The organism is Streptomyces sp. GMY02 (genome assembly GCF_019056675.1).
GTDB classification, from domain to species: domain Bacteria; phylum Actinomycetota; class Actinomycetes; order Streptomycetales; family Streptomycetaceae; genus Streptomyces; species Streptomyces odonnellii.
Genome location: NZ_CP077658.1, coordinates 8,006,821 through 8,029,384 on the forward strand (window position 1 = coordinate 8,006,821; position 22,564 = coordinate 8,029,384).

General features: G+C 72.0%; 18 protein-coding genes. 13 read left to right on the forward strand and 5 right to left on the reverse strand.

Annotated features, from left to right (window positions below; translation table 11 throughout):
- Positions 1-77 precede the first annotated feature (77 nt).
- Positions 78-806, forward strand: a complete 729-nt coding sequence (locus tag KQY30_RS34170) for an SRPBCC domain-containing protein (protein ID WP_217311481.1) — start codon at positions 78-80, stop codon at positions 804-806.
- Between the two features lie 256 nt (positions 807-1,062).
- Positions 1,063-1,737, forward strand: coding sequence for an HAD family hydrolase (locus tag KQY30_RS34175; RefSeq protein ID WP_217310379.1), 675 nt, complete (start codon positions 1,063-1,065; stop codon positions 1,735-1,737).
- A gap of 60 nt (positions 1,738-1,797) precedes the next feature.
- On the opposite strand, the gene KQY30_RS34180 is transcribed toward KQY30_RS34175, so the two are convergent.
- The 3 genes from KQY30_RS34180 to KQY30_RS34190 all read right to left on the reverse strand — a co-directional run bounded on the left by KQY30_RS34180 (position 1,798) and on the right by KQY30_RS34190 (position 5,635).
- Positions 1,798-2,898 (reverse strand): PHP domain-containing protein, encoded by a 1,101-nt coding sequence (locus KQY30_RS34180; RefSeq protein ID WP_217310380.1) that lies wholly within the window; start codon positions 2,896-2,898, stop codon positions 1,798-1,800.
- A gap of 316 nt (positions 2,899-3,214) precedes the next feature.
- Positions 3,215-3,865 (reverse strand): LAETG motif-containing sortase-dependent surface protein, encoded by a 651-nt coding sequence (locus KQY30_RS34185; protein WP_217310381.1) that lies wholly within the window; start codon positions 3,863-3,865, stop codon positions 3,215-3,217.
- A 537-nt stretch (positions 3,866-4,402) separates the two neighbouring features.
- The gene (locus KQY30_RS34190) at positions 4,403-5,635 is read right to left on the reverse strand and encodes an aromatic acid exporter family protein (protein ID WP_254407459.1); all 1,233 of its coding nucleotides are present in this window, start codon (positions 5,633-5,635) and stop codon (positions 4,403-4,405) included.
- A 190-nt stretch (positions 5,636-5,825) separates the two neighbouring features.
- Between KQY30_RS34190 and fdh the strand changes: the two genes are divergently transcribed.
- The 4 genes from fdh to KQY30_RS34210 all read left to right on the forward strand — a co-directional run bounded on the left by fdh (position 5,826) and on the right by KQY30_RS34210 (position 11,548).
- Positions 5,826-9,152: a formate dehydrogenase gene (gene fdh / locus KQY30_RS34195; protein WP_217310382.1), complete on the forward strand. Its 3,327-nt coding sequence runs from the start codon at positions 5,826-5,828 to the stop codon at positions 9,150-9,152.
- A complete protein-coding gene (locus KQY30_RS34200; protein WP_217310383.1) occupies positions 9,149-10,135 on the forward strand; it encodes a 4Fe-4S dicluster domain-containing protein in 987 nt (328 codons plus the stop codon). Before fdh ends, KQY30_RS34200 begins: the two co-directional genes overlap by 4 nt.
- Before the next feature lie 71 nt (positions 10,136-10,206).
- On the forward strand, positions 10,207-11,169 hold the full coding sequence (gene nrfD, locus KQY30_RS34205; protein ID WP_217311483.1) for an NrfD/PsrC family molybdoenzyme membrane anchor subunit: 963 nt from the start codon (positions 10,207-10,209) through the stop codon (positions 11,167-11,169).
- Positions 11,170-11,239: 70 nt separating this feature from the next.
- Positions 11,240-11,548, forward strand: a complete 309-nt coding sequence (locus KQY30_RS34210; RefSeq protein WP_217310384.1) for a hypothetical protein — start codon at positions 11,240-11,242, stop codon at positions 11,546-11,548.
- A gap of 130 nt (positions 11,549-11,678) precedes the next feature.
- Here the strand turns inward: KQY30_RS34210 and KQY30_RS34215 are convergent, their stop codons facing one another.
- Positions 11,679-12,188, reverse strand: a complete 510-nt coding sequence (locus tag KQY30_RS34215) for a GNAT family N-acetyltransferase (protein WP_217310385.1) — start codon at positions 12,186-12,188, stop codon at positions 11,679-11,681.
- A gap of 314 nt (positions 12,189-12,502) precedes the next feature.
- On the opposite strand from KQY30_RS34215, the gene KQY30_RS34220 reads away from it, so the two are divergent.
- Positions 12,503-13,249: a DUF4118 domain-containing protein gene (locus tag KQY30_RS34220; RefSeq protein ID WP_217310386.1), complete on the forward strand. Its 747-nt coding sequence runs from the start codon at positions 12,503-12,505 to the stop codon at positions 13,247-13,249.
- A 119-nt stretch (positions 13,250-13,368) separates the two neighbouring features.
- On the opposite strand, the gene KQY30_RS34225 is transcribed toward KQY30_RS34220, so the two are convergent.
- Complete coding sequence (locus KQY30_RS34225) at positions 13,369-14,727, reverse strand: DUF2252 domain-containing protein (protein ID WP_217310387.1); 1,359 nt, start codon at positions 14,725-14,727, stop codon at positions 13,369-13,371.
- Between the two features lie 381 nt (positions 14,728-15,108).
- On the opposite strand from KQY30_RS34225, the gene KQY30_RS34230 reads away from it, so the two are divergent.
- The 6 genes from KQY30_RS34230 to KQY30_RS34255 all read left to right on the forward strand — a co-directional run bounded on the left by KQY30_RS34230 (position 15,109) and on the right by KQY30_RS34255 (position 22,529).
- Positions 15,109-16,377, forward strand: coding sequence for a methyltransferase (locus KQY30_RS34230; protein WP_217310388.1), 1,269 nt, complete (start codon positions 15,109-15,111; stop codon positions 16,375-16,377).
- A gap of 70 nt (positions 16,378-16,447) precedes the next feature.
- The gene (locus KQY30_RS34235) at positions 16,448-16,840 is read left to right on the forward strand and encodes a molybdopterin-binding protein (protein WP_217310389.1); all 393 of its coding nucleotides are present in this window, start codon (positions 16,448-16,450) and stop codon (positions 16,838-16,840) included.
- Positions 16,841-17,058: 218 nt separating this feature from the next.
- A complete protein-coding gene (modA, locus tag KQY30_RS34240; RefSeq protein WP_217310390.1) occupies positions 17,059-17,871 on the forward strand; it encodes a molybdate ABC transporter substrate-binding protein in 813 nt (270 codons plus the stop codon).
- Positions 17,872-18,152: 281 nt separating this feature from the next.
- Positions 18,153-20,171: an ABC transporter permease gene (locus KQY30_RS34245; protein WP_217310391.1), complete on the forward strand. Its 2,019-nt coding sequence runs from the start codon at positions 18,153-18,155 to the stop codon at positions 20,169-20,171.
- 84 nt (positions 20,172-20,255) lie between these two features.
- Positions 20,256-21,266, forward strand: a complete 1,011-nt coding sequence (locus KQY30_RS34250) for a LysR family transcriptional regulator (protein WP_217310392.1) — start codon at positions 20,256-20,258, stop codon at positions 21,264-21,266.
- Positions 21,267-21,368: 102 nt separating this feature from the next.
- Positions 21,369-22,529, forward strand: a complete 1,161-nt coding sequence (locus KQY30_RS34255) for an NAD-dependent formate dehydrogenase (protein ID WP_217310393.1) — start codon at positions 21,369-21,371, stop codon at positions 22,527-22,529.
- The last annotated feature ends 35 nt before the right edge of the window (positions 22,530-22,564 follow it).

The following is a 22,564-nucleotide window of genomic DNA, read 5'->3' on the forward strand; positions in this document are numbered from 1 at the left end:
GGCCTCACCGGTGTTCAGCACATCGCCCACGCGCCACGGCGCGCCCCTGAGGAGTCACTTCTATGTCCGAGGAAGACATGTCCAAAGAATTCGAGATCGTCCGTGAGTTCGAGGTCGACGCGAGCCCCGAGCAGGTCTGGGAAGCGGTCACCACCGGTACGGCGGGCTGGCTGTGGCCCATGGAGTACGAGCCCCGCGAGGGCGGCGCCGCGCCGTTCGGCGGCACCCTCACCGCCTGGGACCCGCCGAGGCGGCTGACCGCCCGCACGGAGGACGTGGAGGGCATGTCGCAGCAGACGCTGAACCAGCTCGACCATGTGATCCAGCCCCGTGAGGGCGGAGGTTCCCATGTGCGCTACGTCCACAGCGGCATCCTCGTCGAGGACTGGGACAACCAGTACGACGGTGCCGACAAGCACACCGACTTCTATCTGCACACCCTGCGCCAGTACCTGCTGCACTTCACCGGGCGGCCCGCCGTGTTCGCCGGCGCCGAAGGGCCGACGGCCTCGACCGCGCCGGACGCGCTGGAGGTGGCGAGCCGGGGGCTCGGGCTGCCGGACGACGCGGCCGAAGGCAGCACCGTACGGGTCGAACTGCCCGGAGAAGCGGCTGTCGACGCGGTCGTGGACTACCGCAACCCGTACTTCATTGGGCTGCGCACCGACACCGCGATGTACCGGGTGTTCGGCAGGAACCACTTCGGCGCGCCGGTCGGGATCAGCGTGCACGATTTCGCCCCCGGCGCCGACGCCAAGCGGATCGAGGGCGCGTGGCAGAGCTGGCTGGACGGAGTGTTCGCGTAGACGGGAGTGTTCGCGTAGATCCCATGGAACCGCCTCCCGGCTTCCGTGACCCGAGGTCCTCCCATGACCCGAGGCCGGGAGGCGGGGAGGCGGCTGTCCGCAGGAGGCGGCTGCCGGGGTGGCCGGGTGGCCGCCCGCCGGGGACGCGCCGAAGCGGTACGGGATGAGGCCGTCCCGGCCGGGGGAGACGGCATGATCGAGGTTCTGCTCCAGGCCCGGGGCCCTGGGGCCCTGAACCGGAACGGGAGCGACACCCATGGCCACGCGCGCGGCACTGTTCGACGTCGACGGAACCCTGGTCGACACCAATCATCTGCACGTGACCTGCTGGTGGGAGGCGTTCCGGCAGGCCGGTCACACGGTGCCGATGTCCGAGATCCACCGGTCCGTCGGACTCGGCGCGGGCGAACTCATCACGCATCTCCTCGGCGACGAGCGGGATCCCGATCAGGACGCCTGGATCAGCGCCGCGCACACCACCCTCTACGGGACCTACCTCGGCCGGCTGCCCGCACTGGAGGGCGCGGGCGATCTTCTGCGGTCGCTGGACGACCGCGGCTGGCGGGTCGTACTCGCCACCTCGGCCGGAGAGGCCGAACTGACCGCGCTGCGCCGGGCGATCGACGCCGACGAGGTGATCTCCGCCGCCATCGGCTCCAACGGCGCCGCCACCGGCAAGCCCCTGCCCGACCCGGTGCACCGGGCCCTGGAGCCGGCCGGGGTGCCGGCCGAGCGCGCGGTGTTCGTCGGGGACACGGTCTGGGACATGGAAGCGGCGGGCCGGGCAGGGGTCCGCGCTGTCGCCCTGCTGTCGGGCGGCGTTCCGCGCGCCGCCCTGGAGGCGGCGGGCGCGGCGGCGGTCTACGAGGATCCGACCGAGCTGCTGGCCCGCCTCGACACGAGCCTGTTCGCGGAACTCGAACGCCAGTGAACCCGAAGGCCACTGAACCGAAGGCCAGTGAACTTGAAGGCCCCGGGGGCGCGACGACGTTCAGTCGGAGGACGGGGCCTCGCGGGACGAGGCCTCGTTCGACGGCGGCTGCCGGGTGCGTGTCCACTCCCGTAGCCCGTCGGCCGTCCAGGTGTTGACGACCCGGTCCGCCGGTACGCCGCACTCCTCCGCCCGCGCACAGCCGAGCAGTTGCCAGTCGAGCTGCCCCGGCGCGTGCGCGTCCGTGTCGACGGCGAAGAAGACCCCCGCCGCGACCGCCTCGCGCAGCAGCCGGCGGGGCGGATCGAGCCGCTCCGGGCGGCTGTTGATCTCCACCGCCGTACCGGACTCGGCACAGGCCGCGAACACCGCCTCCGCGTCGAACACCGACTCCGGCCTGGTGCCGTCACCCTGAGCGCGCCGGCCGCGCTGCCCCGTACCCCGGCGCGGTGTCAGCAGGCGTCCCGTACAGTGCCCGAGGACATCGGTCAGCGGATCCCGTACCGCCGCGATCATGCGCCTGGTCATCGGGGCGGAGTCCATCCGGAGCTTCGAGTGCACCGACGCGACCACCAGATCGAGCCGGTCGAGCAGCTCCCGCTCCTGATCCAGCGAACCGTCCGGCAGGATGTCGCACTCGATCCCGGTGAGCAGCCGGAACGGCGCCCAGCGTTCGTTCAGCTCCGCGATCACATCGAGCTGTTCGCGCAGCCGCTCGGCCGTCAGGCCGCGTGCGACGGTCAGCCTGGGGGAGTGGTCCGTGAGCACCGCCCACTCATGACCGAGCGCGGCGGCCGTACGCCCCATCGCCTCGATCGAACCGCCGCCGTCCGACCAGTCCGAGTGGAGATGGCAGTCCCCGCGCAGCGCGGCGCGCAGTGCCTGGCCACGGTCCGCAAGCGGCGCGCCCGCTTCCCGTTCCAGCCGTTCCAGATATCCGGGGACGGAGCCCGCGACCGCCTCCTCGACGACCTCGGCGGTCCTGGGGCCGATGCCCCGTACCCGGCCCAGTGTGCCGGCGGCGGCGCGCCGCGCGACCTCGTCGGGGGACATGCCCGCCACTGCCTCGGAGGCGGTACGGAAGGCCCGCACCCGGTAGGTCTCGGCCAGCGAGCGTTCCAGCAGAAAGGCGATCCTGTCGAGAGCCTCCACCGGATCCATGGGCGCCCCCAGCGTGTCGGTCGCGTCCCGCCCATTGTCGGCGGCGGCGGCGCGCCGCGCATGGCAAGGCCCCGCAGACGGGGGATTGCCGCGGGGCCTGCCTCGACCGTGGCCCGTCGTTCACCGAGGTGGTGCTACGACGCGCACGCGTCCCGCCGTACGGAGTCCGGGCCGACACATCTCAGGCAGGGCCTGGAGGAGGTCAGCCGGTCCATGCCTCTCGGCCGGGCGAGAGCCGTCCGGGCCGCCGCATGGTGGCGGCGAAAGGAGTGGACGGCAGCCGGCGTGGCGGCGGGGTCGTACGTGAGGCGCTGGGTCAGTTCTGTGCGGTACGACGCTTGCGCGCGGCCCACATGATGCCCGCTCCCGCGACCACCACAACAGCGGCCGCACCGGCGATCACCGGGGTGGCGCTCGAAGAACCCGTCTCGGCGAGGTTGTCCCCGGCGGGGCTCGGCTGCGACGAGGGCAGTGCTTCCTCGGAGCTGGTGGGCTCCTCGGTCGGCGCCTCCGAGGCCGGAGCGGACTCCGTGGGAGCCTCCGTGGGGGCCTCGGTGGAGGGGCTCTCCGCCGGCGGCGGAGTCGTGGACTCCGACGGCGACGGGGAGGTGCCCTCGCAGACCGGAGCGGTCTTCTCCTGGTCGACGTTGTAACGCTCGCCGTCGGCGGCCTTCACCACGAGCCGGATGCTCAGCTCGGTCGAGTGCTCAGGAAGCGCGAGCTTCTTGTGGAACTCGTTCTTGAAGTTCTCCGTGGGCAGCAGGTCCTTGCCGTCCGCGGTGATCGTCACGGTGTTCTGGTCGCTGTTGCCGTACGCGGTGAGGTCGACACTGACCTCGGAGCACGTCACCGACCAGTTGGGCGTGTGCGCGACCGCGGGAACGGCCGAGAGGCCGACGATCGCACCCGCCGTCGCGACTGTTATGAGGGCGCCTCTGCGCCGCCATGATCCGCTGAATAGAGTCACAGATTCCTCCGCTTTAACCGCGCCGCCCACGATGGCGGCGCGGGCGGCACAGTACCGCCATCTGCCAGGACCGCATCAACCGCCCCACCCAACTCACGCCCTCCGCACGCCTCATGTCCCTGGTGAGAGGCGTGCCGCCGGTCCGGCGGCCGGGCGTGGAGGGCCGCGCGCATGACCATGATCACATCGGGCCGGGCGGCGGGATCGCGCCGTCATCGCTGATGACGCCCTTTTCCGCCGGGTTTTGGGCGGTGGGTGCCGGGGCTGTTCCCCGAATACCGCGGGGATCATTGCGGATTGGGCAAAATTTGCGTCAATTAATGGGCGCGAGTTTCCCGTTGCGACGAGAACGAGCGAATCACGCCAGGACGGCGGCCGGATTTCGGAATGCGCGCGCACCGGAAATGCGACCGCGGTACGGACCGTTCCGCGCGCTCCGGACCCGTACCGCGATGCCCGTACGCGATCGCCTCCCGCCGTGCCCCGAGTGCTCCGTATCCGCGTGCTCCGTACCGCGTACCCCGTGCCCGGGCGCTCCTACGTACGGCCGCGGCGCGATACCCGTAGCCGTACCCACTGCCGGGCGGCGGCCAGCCGCGGGTGCCGCTCCCGCTGTTCGCGCGAGGCGTGGTCCAGCTCCTCCATCAGCCGCTGCGAACGGTTCTCCATGTCCAGCTCGTCCAGGATCCGGTCGATCTCCGTCAGCACCGCGCCATGGAGCTGCCACTGGCGGGGATGCCGCTGGACGCCCTCCAGCAGCAGCCGCGCCACCTTCTCCCGGCTCCTCGTCGCCTCCGCGAGATCCTCGGACAGCCGTGCCTCCGCCACCCGGGCGCTCTCGCTCGCCTCCGTGGTGACCAGGACCGCGAAGCTCACCACGGCGTCGGCGACACTCTCCAGCAAGTCCTCCAGCGCGGTGCCCACTTCCGGCGGGAACAGCGCCTCCTCCCTGCGCTCCTTGGCGAGGTCGGTGAACGTCCTGGCCAGCACGCGCAGGATGACCGTACAGATCTCCAGGGTGTCGAGACCGGTACGGAGCACCACCCGGTGCAGCAGCCCCTCCCTGACCCGCGGGTTGAGCCGGAGGCTGTCCTCCGCCTGCCGCAGCGCCGCGTCCACCTCGCTGATGTCGTGGTCGAGCCGGCGCGCCTCATGGAGACGGGCCGCCGCGCGCTCGACCGGGATCGTCCCGGTCAGCCCCTCGCCGATCCGCAGCAGCAGCCTGCGCATCCGCCGTGACAGGTCCTCGATGGACTCGCCCGCGCTGGCCACCCATACCGGCGGTACGAACAGGAAGTTGAACAGCAGCCCCACCACCGCGCCGATCAGCGTCTCCAGCACCCGGTCCCAGGCCGTCGACGCCACCCGGGTGACCCCGAGCACGAGCATCGCGCTGATCGCCACCTCGGGCACGAACTCACTCACCCGGACCAGCCGCCCGACCACCAGCGAAGCCAGGATGATCAGCCCCAGACTCCACCAGGACAGCCCGACCAGCACACTGAAGGCGCTGGCCAGCAGCACCCCCGCCACCACCGAGTTGACCCTGCGGACGCTGGTGGTGAGTGTCGAGTAGAGCGTGACCTGTACGACCAGCAGGGCGGTCAGCGGCGCGGTGAGCGGCGCGGCCTCGCTGCTCAACTGGAGCGCGACCACGTACGCGATGGTCGCCGCGGCCGTGGAGCGCAGCGTCTGCGCCACGGCCGGCTCGCGGCGCCGCTTCACGAGTTCGGCCACCGGCGCGCTCACCGAGGATCGGACAACACCCACGGGGACTCCCTTCCCGTAGCCGGTCCGCGCCGACCCGGCGGGGCCGCCGATAGGGCCGTGTGGATGACCCGCATCCGGTGAACCCTCCTTCGGCGCCCCGACCGGTCGCACACCCGGGCTCGCCGGGTGAGTCTGGAGGAGCGCCTCCCCGGGAAGCCGGGGCCACGCTCCACAGACACGGGAGGAAGCGATGGGTGTCCGCAGACTGATCCACGACTGGCCCGTCCGCCGCCAGTTCACCGGCTCCGACCCGCTCGGCCGCGGCCGGGCCGCGATGTCCTCCCGTACGGAGCACCTCAGGCCCCGCACCGAGACCGCCGACCGTGTCGTCCAGTCCGTGTGCCCGTACTGCGCGGTCGGCTGCGGCCAGCAGGTGTACGTCAAGGACGAGCGGGTCGTACAGATCGAGGGGGACCCCGCCTCACCGGTCAGCCGGGGCCGGCTCTGCCCCAAGGGCTCGGCGACGCTCCAGCTCACCACCGGACCGGCCCGCCGCCACCAGGTCCTGTACCGGCGCCCGTACGCCACCGAGTGGGAGCCGCTCGATCTGGACACGGCCATGGACATGGTCGCGGACCGGGTGATCGAGACCCGCCGGCGTACCTGGGAGTGGGAGCGCGACGGGGTGCGCACCGCGCGCACGCTGGGCATCGCCAGCCTCGGCGGAGCCACGCTCGACAACGAGGAGAACTACCTCATCAAGAAGCTGTTCACCGGCCTCGGGGTGGTCCAGGTCGAGAACCAGGCCCGGGTCTGCCACAGCTCCACCGTCGCCGGTCTCGGTGCCTCGTTCGGACGCGGCGGCTCCACCACCTTCATGCAGGACCTCCAGCACGCGGACTGCATCGTCATCCAGGGCTCCAACTACGCCGAGGCGCACCCCGTCGGATTCCAGTGGGTCATGGAGGCCAAGGCGCGCGGGGCCCGGATCATCCATGTGGACCCGCGGTTCACCCGTACGAGCGCGCTCGCCGATCAGTACGTACCGATCCGCGCGGGCAGCGACATCGCCTTTCTCGGCGGGATCATCAACCATGTCCTCACGGAGGAGAAGGACTTCCGGGAGTACGTGCTCGCCTACACCAACGCGGCCACGGTCGTCAGCGAGGACTTCCGGGACACCGAGGATCTCGACGGGGTCTTCTCCGGGCTCGACGACGACCACCACCACTACGACCACACGAGCTGGCGATACGAAGAAACGGCAGCGACGGCAGGGACGTCCGCCACGGCTCCCGGCGGCCGTCCGGACGGCCGGAGCGGGCGCCCGGACCGGCGCGGACAGAACGGACAGCCCGCGAGGGACGCGGCCGAGCGGATCGCGCAGGCGCGCATCCACGAGGCCGGCGGCGCCGAGGCGCACGGCTCCGGCGGCCCCCAGGCGACACCGCACGCCCTGCGTGACGAGACTCTCCGGCATCCGCGCTGCGTCTACCAGATCCTCAAGCGCCACTACGCCCGCTACACCCCCGAACTGGTCGAGCGGACCTGCGGAGTTCCGCGCGAGGCATTCCGCCAGGTGTGCGACGCGCTGACCGCCAACTCGGGCCGCGAGCGCACCAGCGCCTTCGTCTACGCCGTCGGCTGGACCCAGCACTCGGTCGGCGCGCAGTACATCCGCGCGGCCAGTGTGCTCCAGCTTCTGCTCGGCAACATCGGGCGCACCGGCGGCGGTATCCAGGCCCTGCGCGGACACGCCTCCATCCAGGGCTCCAGCGACATCCCCACGCTGTTCAACCTGCTCCCCGGGTATCTGCCGATGCCCCACGCGCACGCCCACCCCGACCTGGAGGCGTACATTGCCTCCAGCCGTACGGAGAAGGGCTTCTGGGGCAACGCGCGGGCGTACTTCGTCAGCCTCCTCAAGGCGTACTACGGAGACGCCGCCACCGCCGCGAACGACTTCTGCTACGGCCATCTGCCCCGGCTGACCGGTTCGCACTCCACGTACGAGACGGTCGTGGCGCAGCTCGAAGGGGTCTGCAAGGGCTACTTCCTGATGGGCGAGAACCCAGCCGTCGGCTCCGCCAACACCCGCCTCCAGCGGCTCGGCATGGCCAAACTGGACTGGCTGGTCGTCCGCGACTTCTCACTCATCGAGTCCGCGACCTGGTGGCAGGACGGCCCGGAGATCGAGACCGGCGAACTGCGCACCGAGTCCATCGGCACCGAGGTGTTCTTCTTCCCGGCCGCCGCACACACCGAGAAGTCCGGCTCGTTCACCAACACCAACCGCTGGCTCCAGTGGCACCACGCGGCCGTCGAACCCGAGGGCGACGCGCGCAGCGACCTGTGGTTCATGTACCACCTCGGCCGCCGGATCAAGGCGAAGCTGGCCGGTTCCACCGACCCGATGGACCGGCCCGTACAGGACCTGAGCTGGGACTATCCGGTGGAGGGCCGCTTCGACGACCCGGTCGCGGAGGCCGTGCTCGCCGAGATCAACGGACGGGCCGCGGACGGCTCGCCGCTGAGCGCGTACACCGAGCTGAAGGACGACGGCTCGACGCGCTGCGGCTGCTGGATCTACTGCGGGGTGTACGCGGACGGCGTCAACCAGGCCGCCCGCCGCAAGCCCCACACCGAGCAGGACTGGGTGGCCGCCGAGTGGGCCTGGGCCTGGCCCGCCAACCGCCGCATCCTCTACAACCGGGCCTCCGCCGCCCCCGACGGCACCCCCTGGAGCGAGCGCAAGGCGTACGTGTGGTGGGACGCCGCGCGCGGCCGGTGGACCGGCCACGACGTCCCGGACTTCATCCCGGACCGCGCCCCCGGCTACGTACCCCCGGAGGGCGCGACGGGCCCCGACGCACTGCGCGGTGACGACCCGTTCATCATGCAGGCGGACGGCAAGGGCTGGCTGTTCGCGCCCACCGGTCTGGAGGACGGCCCGATGCCGACTCACTACGAGCCGCAGGACTCGCCGTTCACCAACGCGCTGTACCCGATGGTGTCGCGCTCGCCCGTACGGCGGCTGATGGACCGCGAGGGCAACCGCTACCACCCCAGCGGCGACGAACCGGGCTCCAGCGTCTATCCGTACGTCGTCACCACCCACCGGCTCACCGAGCACTTCACCGCGGGCGGGATGAGCCGCTGGTCGCCCTATCTCGCCGAACTCCAGCCGGAGTTCTTCTGCGAGATCTCCCCGGCGCTCGCCGCGGAGCGCGGGCTCCGGCACGGCGGCTGGGCCACCATCATCACCGCGCGCAACGCCGTCGAGGCACGCGTGATGGTGACCGAGCGGATCAGACCGCTGACGGTGCACGGCCGTACGGTCCACCAGATCGGGCTGCCGTTCCACTGGGGCCCCAACGGCATCTCCACCGGCGACGCCGCGAACGAGCTCGTGGCCATCGCGCTCGACCCCAACTCGCACATCCAGGAGGACAAGGCGCTGACCGCGGACATCATCGCCGGCCGCCGACCCCGGGGCCCCGATCTGCTCCGGCTCGTCGCCGCGTACCGGCAGCGCGCCGGCATCACCGAGAAGACCGGAATGGAGGCCAGGACATGACGAGCCATCTGCTCAGCGGGCCGGAGACGGACCCCGCACGCGACGCGGGCCACGAGGACGCGCCGCCGCGCGTCGGGTTCTTCACCGACACCTCGGTCTGCATCGGCTGCAAGGCCTGCGAGGTGGCGTGCAAGGAGTGGAACGCGATTCCCGAGGACGGGCTTTCGCTCACCGGGATGTCGTACGACAACACCCAGAGCCTCGGCGCCTCGACCTGGCGGCATGTGGCCTTCATCGAGCAGTCCGTGCCGGCCGGGCAGCCGGCTTCGGCGCCGGGTCCGGCATCGGCTTCGGTGCCTGCTTCGGCTTCGGACGGGCATGTGCCGGCTCCTGACGGGCGTACGACACTGCCGCTCGCGTCCGGGAACGGCGAGGTGCGCTGGCTGATGTCGTCCGACGTCTGCAAGCACTGCACCCACGCCGCCTGCCTGGACGTCTGCCCGACCGGCTCCCTCTTCCGTACGGAGTTCGGCACGGTCGTCGTCCAGGAGGACATCTGCAACGGCTGCGGCTACTGCGTGCCCGCCTGCCCCTACGGCGTCATCGAGCAACGGCCCTCGGACGGCCGGGCGTTCAAGTGCACGATGTGCTACGACCGGCTCGGCGCGGGACAGGAACCCGCCTGCGCCAAGGCCTGTCCGACCGAGTCCATCCAGTTCGGCGTGCTCGACGAACTGCGCGAACGGGCCGCGCGGCGGGTCGGCCGGCTGCACGCGGCGGGTGTCACCGAGGCGCGGCTGTACGGGCACGAGCCGGACGACGGGGTCGGCGGCGACGGCGCGTTCTTCCTGCTCCTCGACCGGCCCGAGGTGTACGGCCTGCCGCCGGAACCCGTGGTCACCACCCGAGATCTGCCCGCGATGTGGAGGCACGCGGCCGCGGCCGCGCTCTGCCTGGCGGGCGGCATCGCCCTGTCGTTCGCGGCCTCCACGCTCACCGAAGGGCTGACCGGAGCGCTCGCCGGAAGGAAGGAACTGCCGTGAGGGAAAGGGCAGATGTGACCGCCGACGGGGCGCGGGGCACGCGCCGGCACAAGCGGAACGGCGAGGAGCCGATGGTGCCCCGGGCCGACTTCGACTCGTACTACGGACGGCCCGTCATCAAGGCACCCGGCTGGTCGGCCCGCGACATCGCCGGATACTTCTTCCTCGGCGGACTCGCGGGCGCGGGCTCGGTCCTGGCCGCGGGCGCGCAACTCACCCGGCGCCCGGCGACCGCGAAGGCGATGAAGATCTCCTCGCTCGCCGCGATCACGCTCTCCGCCGCCGCGCTCGTCAACGATCTGGGACGGCCCAGCCGGTTCGGCAACATGCTGCGGGTCTTCAAACCGACCTCGCCGATGAGCGTCGGCTCGTGGCTGCTCTCCGGGTACGGGCCCTGCGCGGGCGCCGCCGCGTTCTGCGCCGTCACCGGCCGGCTGCCCAGGGCCGGAGCCGTCGCTACCGCCGGGGCGGCCGTGACCGGGCCCGCGGTGGCCGCGTACACGGCGGTGCTCGCCGCGGACACCGCCGTACCCGCCTGGCACGGCGCCCACCGTGAACTCCCGTATGTCTTCGTCGCGTCGGCGGCCGCGGCGGCGTCCGGGATGGCGCTGGTCCTCGCGCCGGTCCGGGAGAACAGGCCCGCCCGGTGCGCGGCCGTACTGGCGGCGGCCGGGGAGATGTCGGCGATGTCGGCCGCCGAGCGCAGCCTGGGCATGGTCGCCGAGACCTACCGCGAGGGGCGTGCGGGACAGCTTCTGCGCGCCGCCCGTGTGCTCACGGCCGCCGGCGCGGCGGGCGCGGCCGTCTTCGGCCGGCACAGCCGTACGGTGGCGGTCGGCAGCGGCGCCATGCTGCTCGCCGGGTCGGCCTGTACCCGGTTCGGCATCTTCGCGGCGGGGATCGCCTCCGCGGAGGACCCCGTGTACACCGTGCGGCCGCAGCGGGCGGCGAAGGAGCGGACGGCGCGGGAGCGTGCGGCAGGGGAGCGTGAGGCGCGCAGGGGAGCGGCGGTTGTGCAGGACGGGGGCGGATGAGGTAGACACCTCTCCAGCGGGTCGATCGGCATTGGGCCGCGCGGCCGCCCGACTCACCGAACGGTTGTGCATGCCTTCTTCACCGTCCCGCCGCGATCCGCTGCGGGAACCCTCCGCCGCGTCCGCGCAGTACGCGCGTCCGCAGCACCACGGCATCTTCCTGGAGCCGCGCTACACCGTCGAACTGCCGCCCCTGTACGACGGTGAGGGGGAGGACGAGGGCGGCCCCGCGGACACTGCCCCTGACCGCTCGCCTTCCGCCTCCGACCGGCCGTCCTCCGGCTCCGACCGGTCGCCCAACGGCCGCTCGCCGTCGTCCGGCCGGTCGTCCGACAGGGGTTCCGTACGGCGCGGTAGCTCCGCTCAGCGCCGCGGGTAGGGCCAAGCTCGGTCCGGCGGATCTTCGCGGGCCCGGAACGCCTCGCGGGGCAGACGGGACTTCCGAAAACACGCCCTAGCGGTCGCAGGCCGACGGCACGATGGCGCGCGGGACGACCGGCGGGCGGGGATCACCCGGTCCGTCGGTCGTCGGCCCAGCCGATCCGGTAGTACTTCAGGTGCTCGTCCTCCCCGATCAGCCGCATGCCCGCCGCCGTCATGACGCGCTGTGACGCGGTGTTGTCGTGGTCGGTGTCGCCCAGTACGGCGCTCACACCGCGGGCCCGCGCGAAGCGCAGCAGTTCGCGCAGCGCCTCGGAGGCATAGCCCTTGCCGTGCGCCGAGGGCACGAGTCCATAGCCGACCGTGACACGGAGATCGTCGTCCGGGGCGCCGTGGAATCCGAGCCCGCCGATGGCGCGGCCGTCCTCGCGCCGCCGGATCTCGTACGCGCCGAAGGGCCGGGGATCCCCGGTGATCGCACAGGTCGTCAGATAGCGCCTGGCACCGACCATGTCGCCTTCGGCGGGGTACCCCGAGGCCCAGCGGTCCCCGGGATCCGGCTCACCCGCCGCGACCCGCTCGGCCTCCAGAACGCTCAGCGGATGAAGCACCAGCCGCTCTGTCACAAGATCATCCATGACAGGGAGAGCTATCACGCGCCGTGGCGCCGCCACGGCGGGTTCACAGGACCGCGCGATGCCGTCCGCCGACAGGCCACCGGCGCGTCGCCCGTACGTTCCTGTCGAGGCCCGGACGCCGCCCGTACTCGGGGCGCCACGGGCGGCAAGGCCGCGTAAACGATCCGCGGGTCCGGCGGCAGGACCGCGTCAAGACCGCCCGCCCGCCGTGCCGCCGGGCAAGAGCGGAGGGAGGCTGTCCAGGAGGGCCGCACCGGGCGGTCCGGGTGTCCGTCCCGGTATGCGTCCGATACGAGGCTCGGTGAGGTGGAACCATGACGTATCCGCTGCGCGACCGGTTCGCCCTGGTCGCGGCGCTGGCGGTGCCCCTGGTGGTCACCGCGCTGCTGGTGCCGTTCCGTACGGACCTGGCCGGCACCGATCTCGCGCTGATCCTGGTCGTGGCCGTCGTGGCGGTCTCCGCCCTCAGCAACCGTGTCGCGGGCGTGGTCGCCGCGCTCTCGTCGGCCGCGTGGTTCGACTTCTTTCTCACCCAGCCCTTCGGACGCTTCACCATCAACGACTCGAACGACATCGGGACGGCCGTCCTGCTGCTGGCTGTGGGGCTAGCCGTATCGCAGCTCGCCGCCCGGGCCCGGAAGCTGCGAGTCCTGACCGTGGTCGACGCGGGCCTGCTCGCCCGCATCCATGACACCGCCGTCCTCGCCCAGTCCACCGGCTCGCCCGACGCCGTCGTCGACCGCGTCAGCCGCCATCTCGTGGAGATCCTGCGGCTGCGCGGCTGCCGATTCGAGTACGGCACACTCCTCGGCCACCCGGCCCGGCTGCTCCAGGACGGCACGGTCGTGGTGGACGGCCGGCCCTGGGACCTGGAGGGCCGCGGCTGGCCGGCCGGCGAGACCGAGATCAGGGTCTCCGGCCACGGCCGGTACCTGGGCCGCTTCATGCTCCGCCCCAGCCCCGGCCTCGTCCCCACCCGCCAGGTCCGCCAGGTGGCGGTGACCCTGGCCGAGGACGCGGGCCTGGCTCTCAACACGACGGGCCCCGCCCTCGACCGCTGACCAGTGGAGCGGACAGGGTGTGCCGCGCGAGTACGGCGAACCCGGCGCCCTTTCGGTACCGCTCGCGACGCCGGACGCGCGGGTCAGGTCGTACCGGAGCCAGGTCGCACCGCACCGTGTCACAGCCGCCACGCCGGGGCCGGGTGCGGGGCCGGGATCCGGCCCGCTGTGACCGCTGCCGCGAGCGCCGCGTGGTCGGCCGCGTTGCGGTCCGCGTACCGCAGGGAGAAATCGGCCATGGCCCGGTCGAAGACGTCCGACGTGCCGAGGTAGTGGGCGATGGCGATCCGGTCGCCCGAGCGGGCATGCGCGCGGGCCAGCGCCTTGCCGCACAGCCACGCGTGGTCGAGCAGCAGCGAGGGCGACATGTCCTCGACCGCCGTGGAGCCCTTGGTGTCGCGGAGCTGGCGCCAGTAGAAGTGACGGCCCTCCGGCCCGGTGACCCAGCCGAGCAGAAGATCGCTGCCCGCCTGGAGCAGCCGCTGTCCCGCCACCACCCGGTGGCCCTGATGGGCATAGGTGCTCGGTCGCAGATGGGGTTCGAGCACCGGCCGCTCCGCCTCCTTGATCTGGAGGAGGAGCGGATCGTCGGTGTCGCGCCCGGCCAGCAGGACGATGTGGCAGCGCAGTCCGACACCCGCGACCCCCACCACCTTGTGCGCCGCGTCGACGAAGCGGAACCGGTCGAGCAGGGTCCGTCGCTCCTCCGGGAGCGTGGACCGGTATCCGATGAAGATACGCCGGAGCATCGCCGTGTCGAGCCGTCCCACCGGTTGCAGCAGGGGAGGGTCGGGGGTGATCCTGCGCAGCCCGTCCGGTGTGTCGGTCAGCTCCTCCAGCGCCCGGAGTGTGGTGCGCGGCCGGGTCTGCGAGGGGTCCCGGTTTTCGTCATGCTGCTGCCGCCGGCCCGACCGTACGAGGGTGAGGATGTCGGCCGGGTCGATGTGGTCGTACCAGACGTCGAGTTCGCCGAGACCGGCCAGCCGGTGCATCGAGGTGCGGTACGCCTCGGCCGCGGCGCGTACGGCCTGCCGGGTCTCGTCCACGGACTGGCCGTTGTCGCGGGCGGCGACCGCGATGCTTGCCGAGAGCCGCTTCAGATCCCATTCGAACGGGCCCGGATGGGTCTCGTCGAAGTCGTCGAGATCGAAGTGCAGGGCACGCTCGGCCGACGCGAAGGCACGGAAGTTCAGCAACTGCGCGTCCCCGCAGAGCTGCACGGTCAGGCCCGAGCGCGGCTGGGTGGCCAGATCGGCGGCCATCACGGCGGCGGCGCCGCGCAGGAAGGCGTACGGGGAGGCCGCCATCCGCTCGTACCGCAGCGGCAGCAGTTCGGGCACCCGGGTGGCGGTCTGCCGGGCCAGGACGGTGAGCGGGTCGAGCCGGTCGGCCGCCGGTATCCACAGCCCGTGCGAGGAGCGCGACGCCTCCTTCCGCGCGGCTCTGCCCTGTGCCGCCCGGTCGGCGGGGGTGGTCATCTACGGCCCCTCTCGCTCCGGTGTCGGACGGCCGCGGCACGGCCGCTGGGCCCGGTCGTCGACCGGACAGGACCAGAACGCGGCAAGCGCGAGCGGCCGCCGCGTGGCGGGCGGCGGTTCGACGACGGGACGTGGTACGAGCATTCCGCCCCGGCCGCGGGGCGGCCCGGCGAGGAGGGCATTCGGGTGGCTCCGGGGCCTGGAGGCGGTGGCTTCTCAGGGCCGTGCCCGGCAGTTTGCTGACGCATCGTCACCTCGGTGGCGGCTCTCGGCGGAGAGACGGAGGACTCGGCGGGAGACCCGCGGAGGTACGTTTCCGCAGGCACCCGCATGATCCTTGTGGCGTACGGTCCTCCACAGGGCGGTTAGCCTGAAGGCACGATGAACCGTTTGACGACAGCCTGGGGCGAGTTCGGCCTCACGCGTTTCCCCGAGCAGCCCCGTGACCCCCTCCGCGCCTGGGACACCGCCGACGAATATCTGCTGCGGCATCTCGCGGGGACCGGAACCGACAGCGGGCCGGCGGCGGGAGCGGGGCCGACGTCCGGTGTGGGGCCGGCGTCCGGTGCGGAGGACGGGACGCAGCGGGGTCCGGTCGGCCGGCCGGTCGACCTCTCGGGCACCGTGGTCGTCCTCGGGGACCGGTGGGGCGCCCTGACCACCGCCCTCGCCGCCCACCGGCTCGACCAGTACAGCGCGGACCCGCTCGTCCAGATCACCGACTCGTATCTCACCCAGCGGGCGACCCGCGCCAATCTCCGGCGCGGCGGCGCCGACCCGGGCGCGGTACGGCTCAGGTCCGTCAGGGACACCCCGCCGGAACGGATCGACGTCCTGCTGGTCCGGGTCCCCAAGAGCCTCGCCCTGCTGGAGGACCAGCTCCACCGGCTCGCCCCGGCGGTGCACCCGGGCACCGTGGTCATCGGTACGGGACGGGTCACCGAGATCCACACCTCCACCCTGAAACTGTTCGAGCGCATCCTCGGCCCGACCAGGACCTCGCTCGCCGAGCGGAAGGCGCGGCTGATCTTCTGCGTGCCCGCGCCGGACCGGACGCCGGCCCCCAGCCCATGGCCGCACAGTTACGCGCTGCCGGAGGGACTCGGCGCCGTGTCGGGCCGTACCGTCGTCAATCACGCGGGGATCTTCTGCGCGGAACGGCTCGACATCGGTACGCGCTTCCTGCTGCGCAACCTCCCGCACCGGAACGGCCCGGAACATGTGGTCGACCTCGGCTGCGGCAACGGTGTGATCGGTACGGCGGCGGCGCTGGACAACCCGGCGGCCCGGGTGACCTTCATCGACGAGTCGTTCTCCGCGCTCGCCTCGGCCGAGGCGACCTTCCGCAAGAACGTCGACGCCGCCGCCCCGGCGGAGTTCCTGCTCGGCGACGGGCTCGCGGAGACACCGCCGGGGACCGTCGACCTGGTGCTGAACAATCCGCCGTTCCACTCCCACCAGGCGACGACCGACGCGACGGCCTGGCGCATGTTCACCGGGTCACGCGCGGCGCTGCGGCCGGGGGGCGAACTGTGGGTCGTGGCGAACCGGCATCTCGGCTACCACATCAAGCTGCGGCGGCTTTTCGGCAACTGCGAGACGGTCACGAGTGATCCGAAGTTCGTCATCCTGCGGGCCGTCAAACGCTGAGCCGCAGAAGCGGCCCGTAGAGCAGTTCCGACATTGTAAATGCGAGCTGATCACGCATATCTTGTCGCACATGCAGTCCTACACAATCGGTCAGGCGGCCCGTCTTCTCGGGGTGAGCCCCGACACCGTCCGCCGCTGGGCCGACGGCGGCCGGGTCGCGACCCACCGCGACGAAGGCGGGCGTCGTCTCATCGAAGGCCGCGCGCTCGCCGCGTTCTCGGTCGAGGCCGCTCAGGGCGGCGGCGAGGACGACGTCCCGTACACCTCCGCCCGCAACGCGTTCCCGGGCATCGTCACCGCCGTGAAGCTCGGGGATGTCGCGGCGCAGGTGGAGATCCAGGCGGGGCCGCACCGGCTGGTCTCGCTGCTCACCCGCGAGGCCGTCGAGGAACTGGGGTTGGAGGTCGGCATGCAGGCCACGGCCCGTGTGAAGGCCACCAGCGTGCACATCGACCGCACCTGACCCGACCGCACCTGACCGATCGCGCCTGAACCCGATCGATCGCATCTGAGCCCGACCGCACCTGAAATCCGAGCCGACCGCCGCGGGCCCCGCGCCGGCGGGCGGCTCGCTCTCCGGCTGTTCGTTCTCCGGCACCACCCGGCGTCGTCCGTCCCCGGCGCTCCTGTCACCGTCCGCTCACGGGCCTGTTCCGGTCCGTAACGCCAAGGAGTCCACCCATGTCCTTCGCCCTCACCCGCCGCCGCGCCGCCGCTCTCACCGCCGCGGCCCTGCTCGCACCGCTGCTGGCCGCGTGCGGCAGCGACGACAGCACGGCCGACTCCAAGAAGGAGTCCACGGCCTCCGCCTCGGCGAGCGAGGTCCCCGAGGCGGACCTCACGGTGCTCGCCGCCGCCTCGCTGACCGATGTCTTCAAGACCGCGGGCGCCGCCTACGAGAAGGCACACCCCGGCACGAAGGTGACCTTCTCCTTCGCCGGCTCGCAGGAACTGGCCGCCCAGGTCGAGCAGGGTGCCCCGGCCGACGCGCTCGTCACCGCCGACACCAAGACCATGGACGGACTGGAGGCCGACACCGGCACCCCGACGGTCATCGCGAAGAACCGGCTGGTCATCGCCACCGCCGACGGCAACCCGGAGGGGATCGCGAACCTCAAGGACCTCGCCGACCCGAAGCTGAAGGTCGTGCTGGCCGCGCCCGACGTGCCGGTGGGCCGCTACAGCAGGCAGGTGCTCGACGCGCAGAGCATCACGGTGAAGCCGGTCTCCGAGGAGCCGAACGTCCGCGCTGTACTGAGCAAGGTCGAGCTGGGCGAGGCCGACGCGGGCATCGTCTACAAGACCGATGCCCAGACCGCGCCCGACAAGGTCGACGCGGTGGAGATCCCCGACGCGCAGAACGCCGTCGCGGAGTACCCGGCCGCCACGCTCAAGACGTCGGAGCACAGTGAGGCGGCCGCGGCGTTCGTGAGCTGGCTCAGCGGTCCCGAGGCGCAGAAGATCCTCCAGGACGCGGGCTTCCAGCAGCCGTAACCGCGGCGCGCGGCACGAAAACCGCTGCCCGCGGTACGAGCGGCCATCCGCGCAGGCGCTGGCCGCGGGCACGTGTCGTACGCGTGTCGTACGGAGACGCTCCACAACGAGCTATACGAGCCATACGAGCTATACGAGCCGTACGAACGTTCTCGCCGTGTTCCAGGGCTTGTCCGGGACGTAGGACCGGGCAAGCCTGTTCTTCATCCGCGGTGCCCGTACCGCCGGCCCGTACCACCGCACCGCCCCCGCATCACCGCAGCCCCCAGCCCAGGAACCCGATGAGCCGCTCACGCACCCGCAGCACCGGTACCCCCCTCGCACTCGCGGTGCCCGCGCTGCTCGCGATCGCGTTTCTGCTGCTGCCGCTGATCGGGATCCTGGCCCGTACCTCCTGGGCTGACATCGGTACGCATCTCACCAGCCCGGAGGTCGTCCAGGCGCTCAAACTGTCGCTGCTGGTCTCCTTCTGCTCGCTCGGGCTGTCCCTGGTGCTGGGGGTGCCGCTGGCCTGGCTGCTGGCCCGGGTGCCGTTCCCCGGCAAGGTGCTGGTGCGCACCCTGGTCCTGCTGCCGATGGTGCTGCCGCCCACCGTCGGCGGTGTCGCGCTGCTGCTGGGCTTCGGCCGGCGCGGGCTGCTGGGGCCCTGGCTGGAGGAGACATTCGGGCTCACCCTGCCGTTCCACACCTCGGGCGCCGTGGTCGCCTCGACCTTTGTCGCGATGCCGTTCCTGATCATCAGCCTCGAAGGCACTCTCGCCGGGCTGCGCCCCGCGTACGAGGAGACCGCCGCCTCCCTGGGCGCGCCGCCGCTCCGGGTGTTCCTCACCGTCACCCTGCCGATGGTGGCTCCCGGGCTCGCCGCGGGCGCCGCGCTGACCTGGGCCCGTGCGCTCGGTGAGTTCGGCGCCACGATCACCTTCGCGGGCAATCTCCCCGGCACCACCCAGACCCTGCCGCTCCAGGTCTATCTGCTGCTCCAGGACTCGCCGGAGGCCGCGACCTCCGTGTCGCTGCTGCTGCTCGCCATCGCCATGGGCGTGCTGATCGCCCTGCGCGGGCGCTGGACCCCGGGCGCCGCCGTGGACCGTGCGCCCCGGCCGGAACCCGCCGCCGACAACGACACCGCCGACACAGGCGCCAAGGCCGACACCGCGGGCACGCCGGGCACGGTGGACGCGACCGGTACGGCCGGTACGAAGGCGCCGCCTGCTGGCCCGTCCCTCGCCGGCATACCCGCGCTGCCCGAGCCCTGCGGGCTGCACGCCGAGGTCAGCGGCTTCAACCGGCTCACCCTGGACGCCGAGCCCGGCACCACCATCGCCGTCGTCGGCCCCAACGGCGCCGGCAAGACCACCCTGCTGCGCGCCCTCCTCGGGCTCACCCCGCGTGCCCACGCCGAACTGCGCCTCGGCGATCTGGATGTCACCGCCCTGCCGCCGCACCGGCGCGGGGTCGCCTGGGTCCCCCAGGACGGCGCACTCTTCCCGCATCTCAGCGCGCTCGCCAACACCGCGTACGGTCTGCGCGCCCAGGGCGTGCGCCGGGCCGAGGCCCGCCGTACCGCTCAGCGGTGGCTCGACCTGCTCGGCGTCGGCCCTCTCGCCCACCGCCGACCGCATCAGCTCTCCGGCGGACAGGCCCAGCGGGTCGCGCTGGCCCGCGCGCTGGCCGCCCGGCCCCGGCTGCTGCTCCTGGACGAGCCCCTGGCCGCGCTCGACCAGACCACCCGCGCGCGCGTACGGCACACCCTGCGCGGCCATCTCGACAGCTTCGGCGGAGTCTGTCTGATCGTCACCCATGATCCGGTCGAGGCCCTCTCGCTGGCCGACCGGATCCTCGTACTCGACGAAGGGCTCGCCCTCCAGGACGCGCCGCCCACCGAGGTGACCCGCCATCCTCGCTCGCCCTGGGTGGCCAGGATGCTCGGCCGCAACGCCTGGCCGGGCACCTACGGTCCCGGTGGGCTCGAACTGAGCGGGGGCGGGCGGCTGGTCGTCGCCCCGGCCGCCGACGGTGAATCCCCGGCCGACGGTACGGGCGCGCTCGCCGTCATCGCCCCGGAGGCCGTCTCCGTGCACCGCGACCGGCCCGGCGGCAGCCCCCGTAACGTCTGGACGGGAACGGTACGGGAGATCACCGCCCTCGGCAGCCGTCTGCGTGTTCTGATCACCTCGGACGAGGCACCGGACCTGGTCGCGGAGATCACGCCCGAGGCCGCGGCAGAACTCGGCCTGGCCGAGGGCTCGTCGGTGTGGACCAGTGTCAAGGCGACCGAGGTGACGCTCGTCGCGATGTGAGCCGACAGACCCCAGGTGAGCTGTATGTGCGGTGTGCGCGGTGCCAGCCGTGCGAGGGCCGTACCGGAGAGCAGGGAGCGAGCGATGTTGCTGCGTCAGTTGGAGTACCTGGTCGCACTGGCCAGGGAACGGCACTTCGCCCGCGCCGCGGCGGCCTGCTATGTGTCCCAGCCGTCCCTCTCCGCGGCGATCCGCAAGCTCGAACACGAGCTGGACGTGCCCATCGTGCGCCGGGGCCGCCGCTTCGAGGGGCTGACCCCCGAGGGCGAGCGCGTACTGCTGTGGGCGCACCGTATCCTCGCCGAACGCGACGCCCTGCGCCATGAACTGTCCGCGATGCGCGGCGGTCTGGCCGGCACGCTGCGGCTGGGCGCCATTCCCACCGCGCTCACCGCGGCCTCGCTGCTCACCACACCGTTCGTGGAACGCCACCCTCGGGCACGGGTCTCGCTCGACTCGCTTCCCTCGCGGGACATCACCCAGCGCCTGGCCGAATTCGAGCTGGACATCGCGCTCACCTATCTGGACGACGAGAGCCTCGGCCAGGTGCGCAAGACACCGCTGTACGAGGAGCGCTATCTGCTGCTGACCCCGGCCGGCGGGCCGATGCAGGGCCAGCGGACCGCCCGCTGGGCGCAGATCGCCGATCTGCCGCTCTGCCTGCTCTCGCCGCAGATGCGCAACCGTCTGATCATGGACGAGTACTTCGCCGCCGACGGGGTGGCCGCGGTCGCCCCCGCGATAGAGACCGACTCGGTCGCCGGTCTGTACGCGCATCTCGCCGCCGGGCGCTGGTCCAGTGTGATCTCGCACGCCTGGCTCCATATGTTCGGCGTCCCGGACGGGATGCGGGTGATGCCGCTGGAGCACCCGTCGCACGGCCCCCGGGTCGGCCTGGTCATCGCCGACCGCAGCCCGGAACCCGTACTGGCCAGGGCCCTGCTGGAGATCGCCAGGGAAGCGGGCGTACGAGAGGCGCTCGACGACCTTCTCGACACCTATCTGCACCCCGCCGACCTGCCGGAACAGCGCCTGGACGGCACCGTGGCAGCGACGGACCAGCCTCGGGACGGCACCGGTACGGCGTCGGGATAGCCGGTCTCTATCCCGACATAGAAACGTTCATTTTGACCATGGTCGCGGCTCGGAGCAGGGTGGAAAGCACCTTCCCGCAGCAATCGATGAGGAGCCGCAGTCATGGCAAAGGTGCTGTGCGTGCTGTACGACGACCCGGTCGACGGATACCCCAAGACCTACGCCCGGGACGACCTCCCGAAGATCGACCACTACCCCGGCGGGCAGACCACCCCCACGCCCCAGGGCATCGACTTCACCCCCGGCCATCTGCTGGGCAGTGTCTCCGGTGAACTGGGTCTGCGCTCCTACCTGGAGTCCCAGGGCCACACGCTGGTCGTCACCTCGGACAAGGACCGGGAGGGTTCGGTCTTCGACCAGGAACTGGTCGACGCCGATGTCGTCATCTCCCAGCCGTTCTGGCCCGCCTACCTGACGGCCGAGCGGATCGCCAAGGCCAAGAACCTCAAGCTGGCCGTCACGGCGGGCATCGGCTCCGACCACGTCGACCTCGACGCCGCCATCGCCAAGGGCATCACGGTCGCCGAGGTCACGTACTGCAACAGCATCAGCGTCGCCGAGCACGTGGTGATGATGACGCTGTCGCTCGTACGCAACTATCTGCCCTCGTACAAGTGGGTCCTGGACGGCGGCTGGAACATCGCCGACTGCGTCTCGCGCTCGTACGACCTGGAGGGCATGCAGGTCGGCACGGTGGCCGCAGGGCGTATCGGCCTCGCCGTGCTGCGCCGTCTCGCGCCCTTCGACGTCGGGCTGCACTACACCGACCGGCACCGGCTGCCCGAGTCCGTGGAGCAGGAGCTGGGGCTCACCTGGCACGAGAGCGCCGCCGCGATGGTCCCGCACTGCGACGTGGTCACCATCAACGCGCCCCTCCACCCCGAGACGGAGGGCCTCTTCGGCGACGAGCTGATCGCCACCATGAAGCGCGGCGCGTACCTCATCAACACCGCCCGCGCCAAGATCGCCGACCGTGACGCGATCGACCGCGCGCTGCGCAGCGGACAGCTCGCCGGGTACGCGGGCGACGTGTGGTACCCGCAGCCGGCGCCCGCCGACCACCCCTGGCGGACCATGCCGCACCACGGGATGACCCCGCACATCTCCGGCTCCTCGCTCTCGGCGCAGGCTCGGTACGCGGCGGGGACCCGGGAGATCCTGGAGAACTTCTTCGCGGGCACTCCGCAGCGTGACGAGTACCTGATCGTCGACAAGGGCGCGCTGGCCGGAGTGGGAGCGCACTCCTACTCGGTCAAGAGCTGACGACGGGTCACATCGGGGTCACCGCGCGCCCCCGC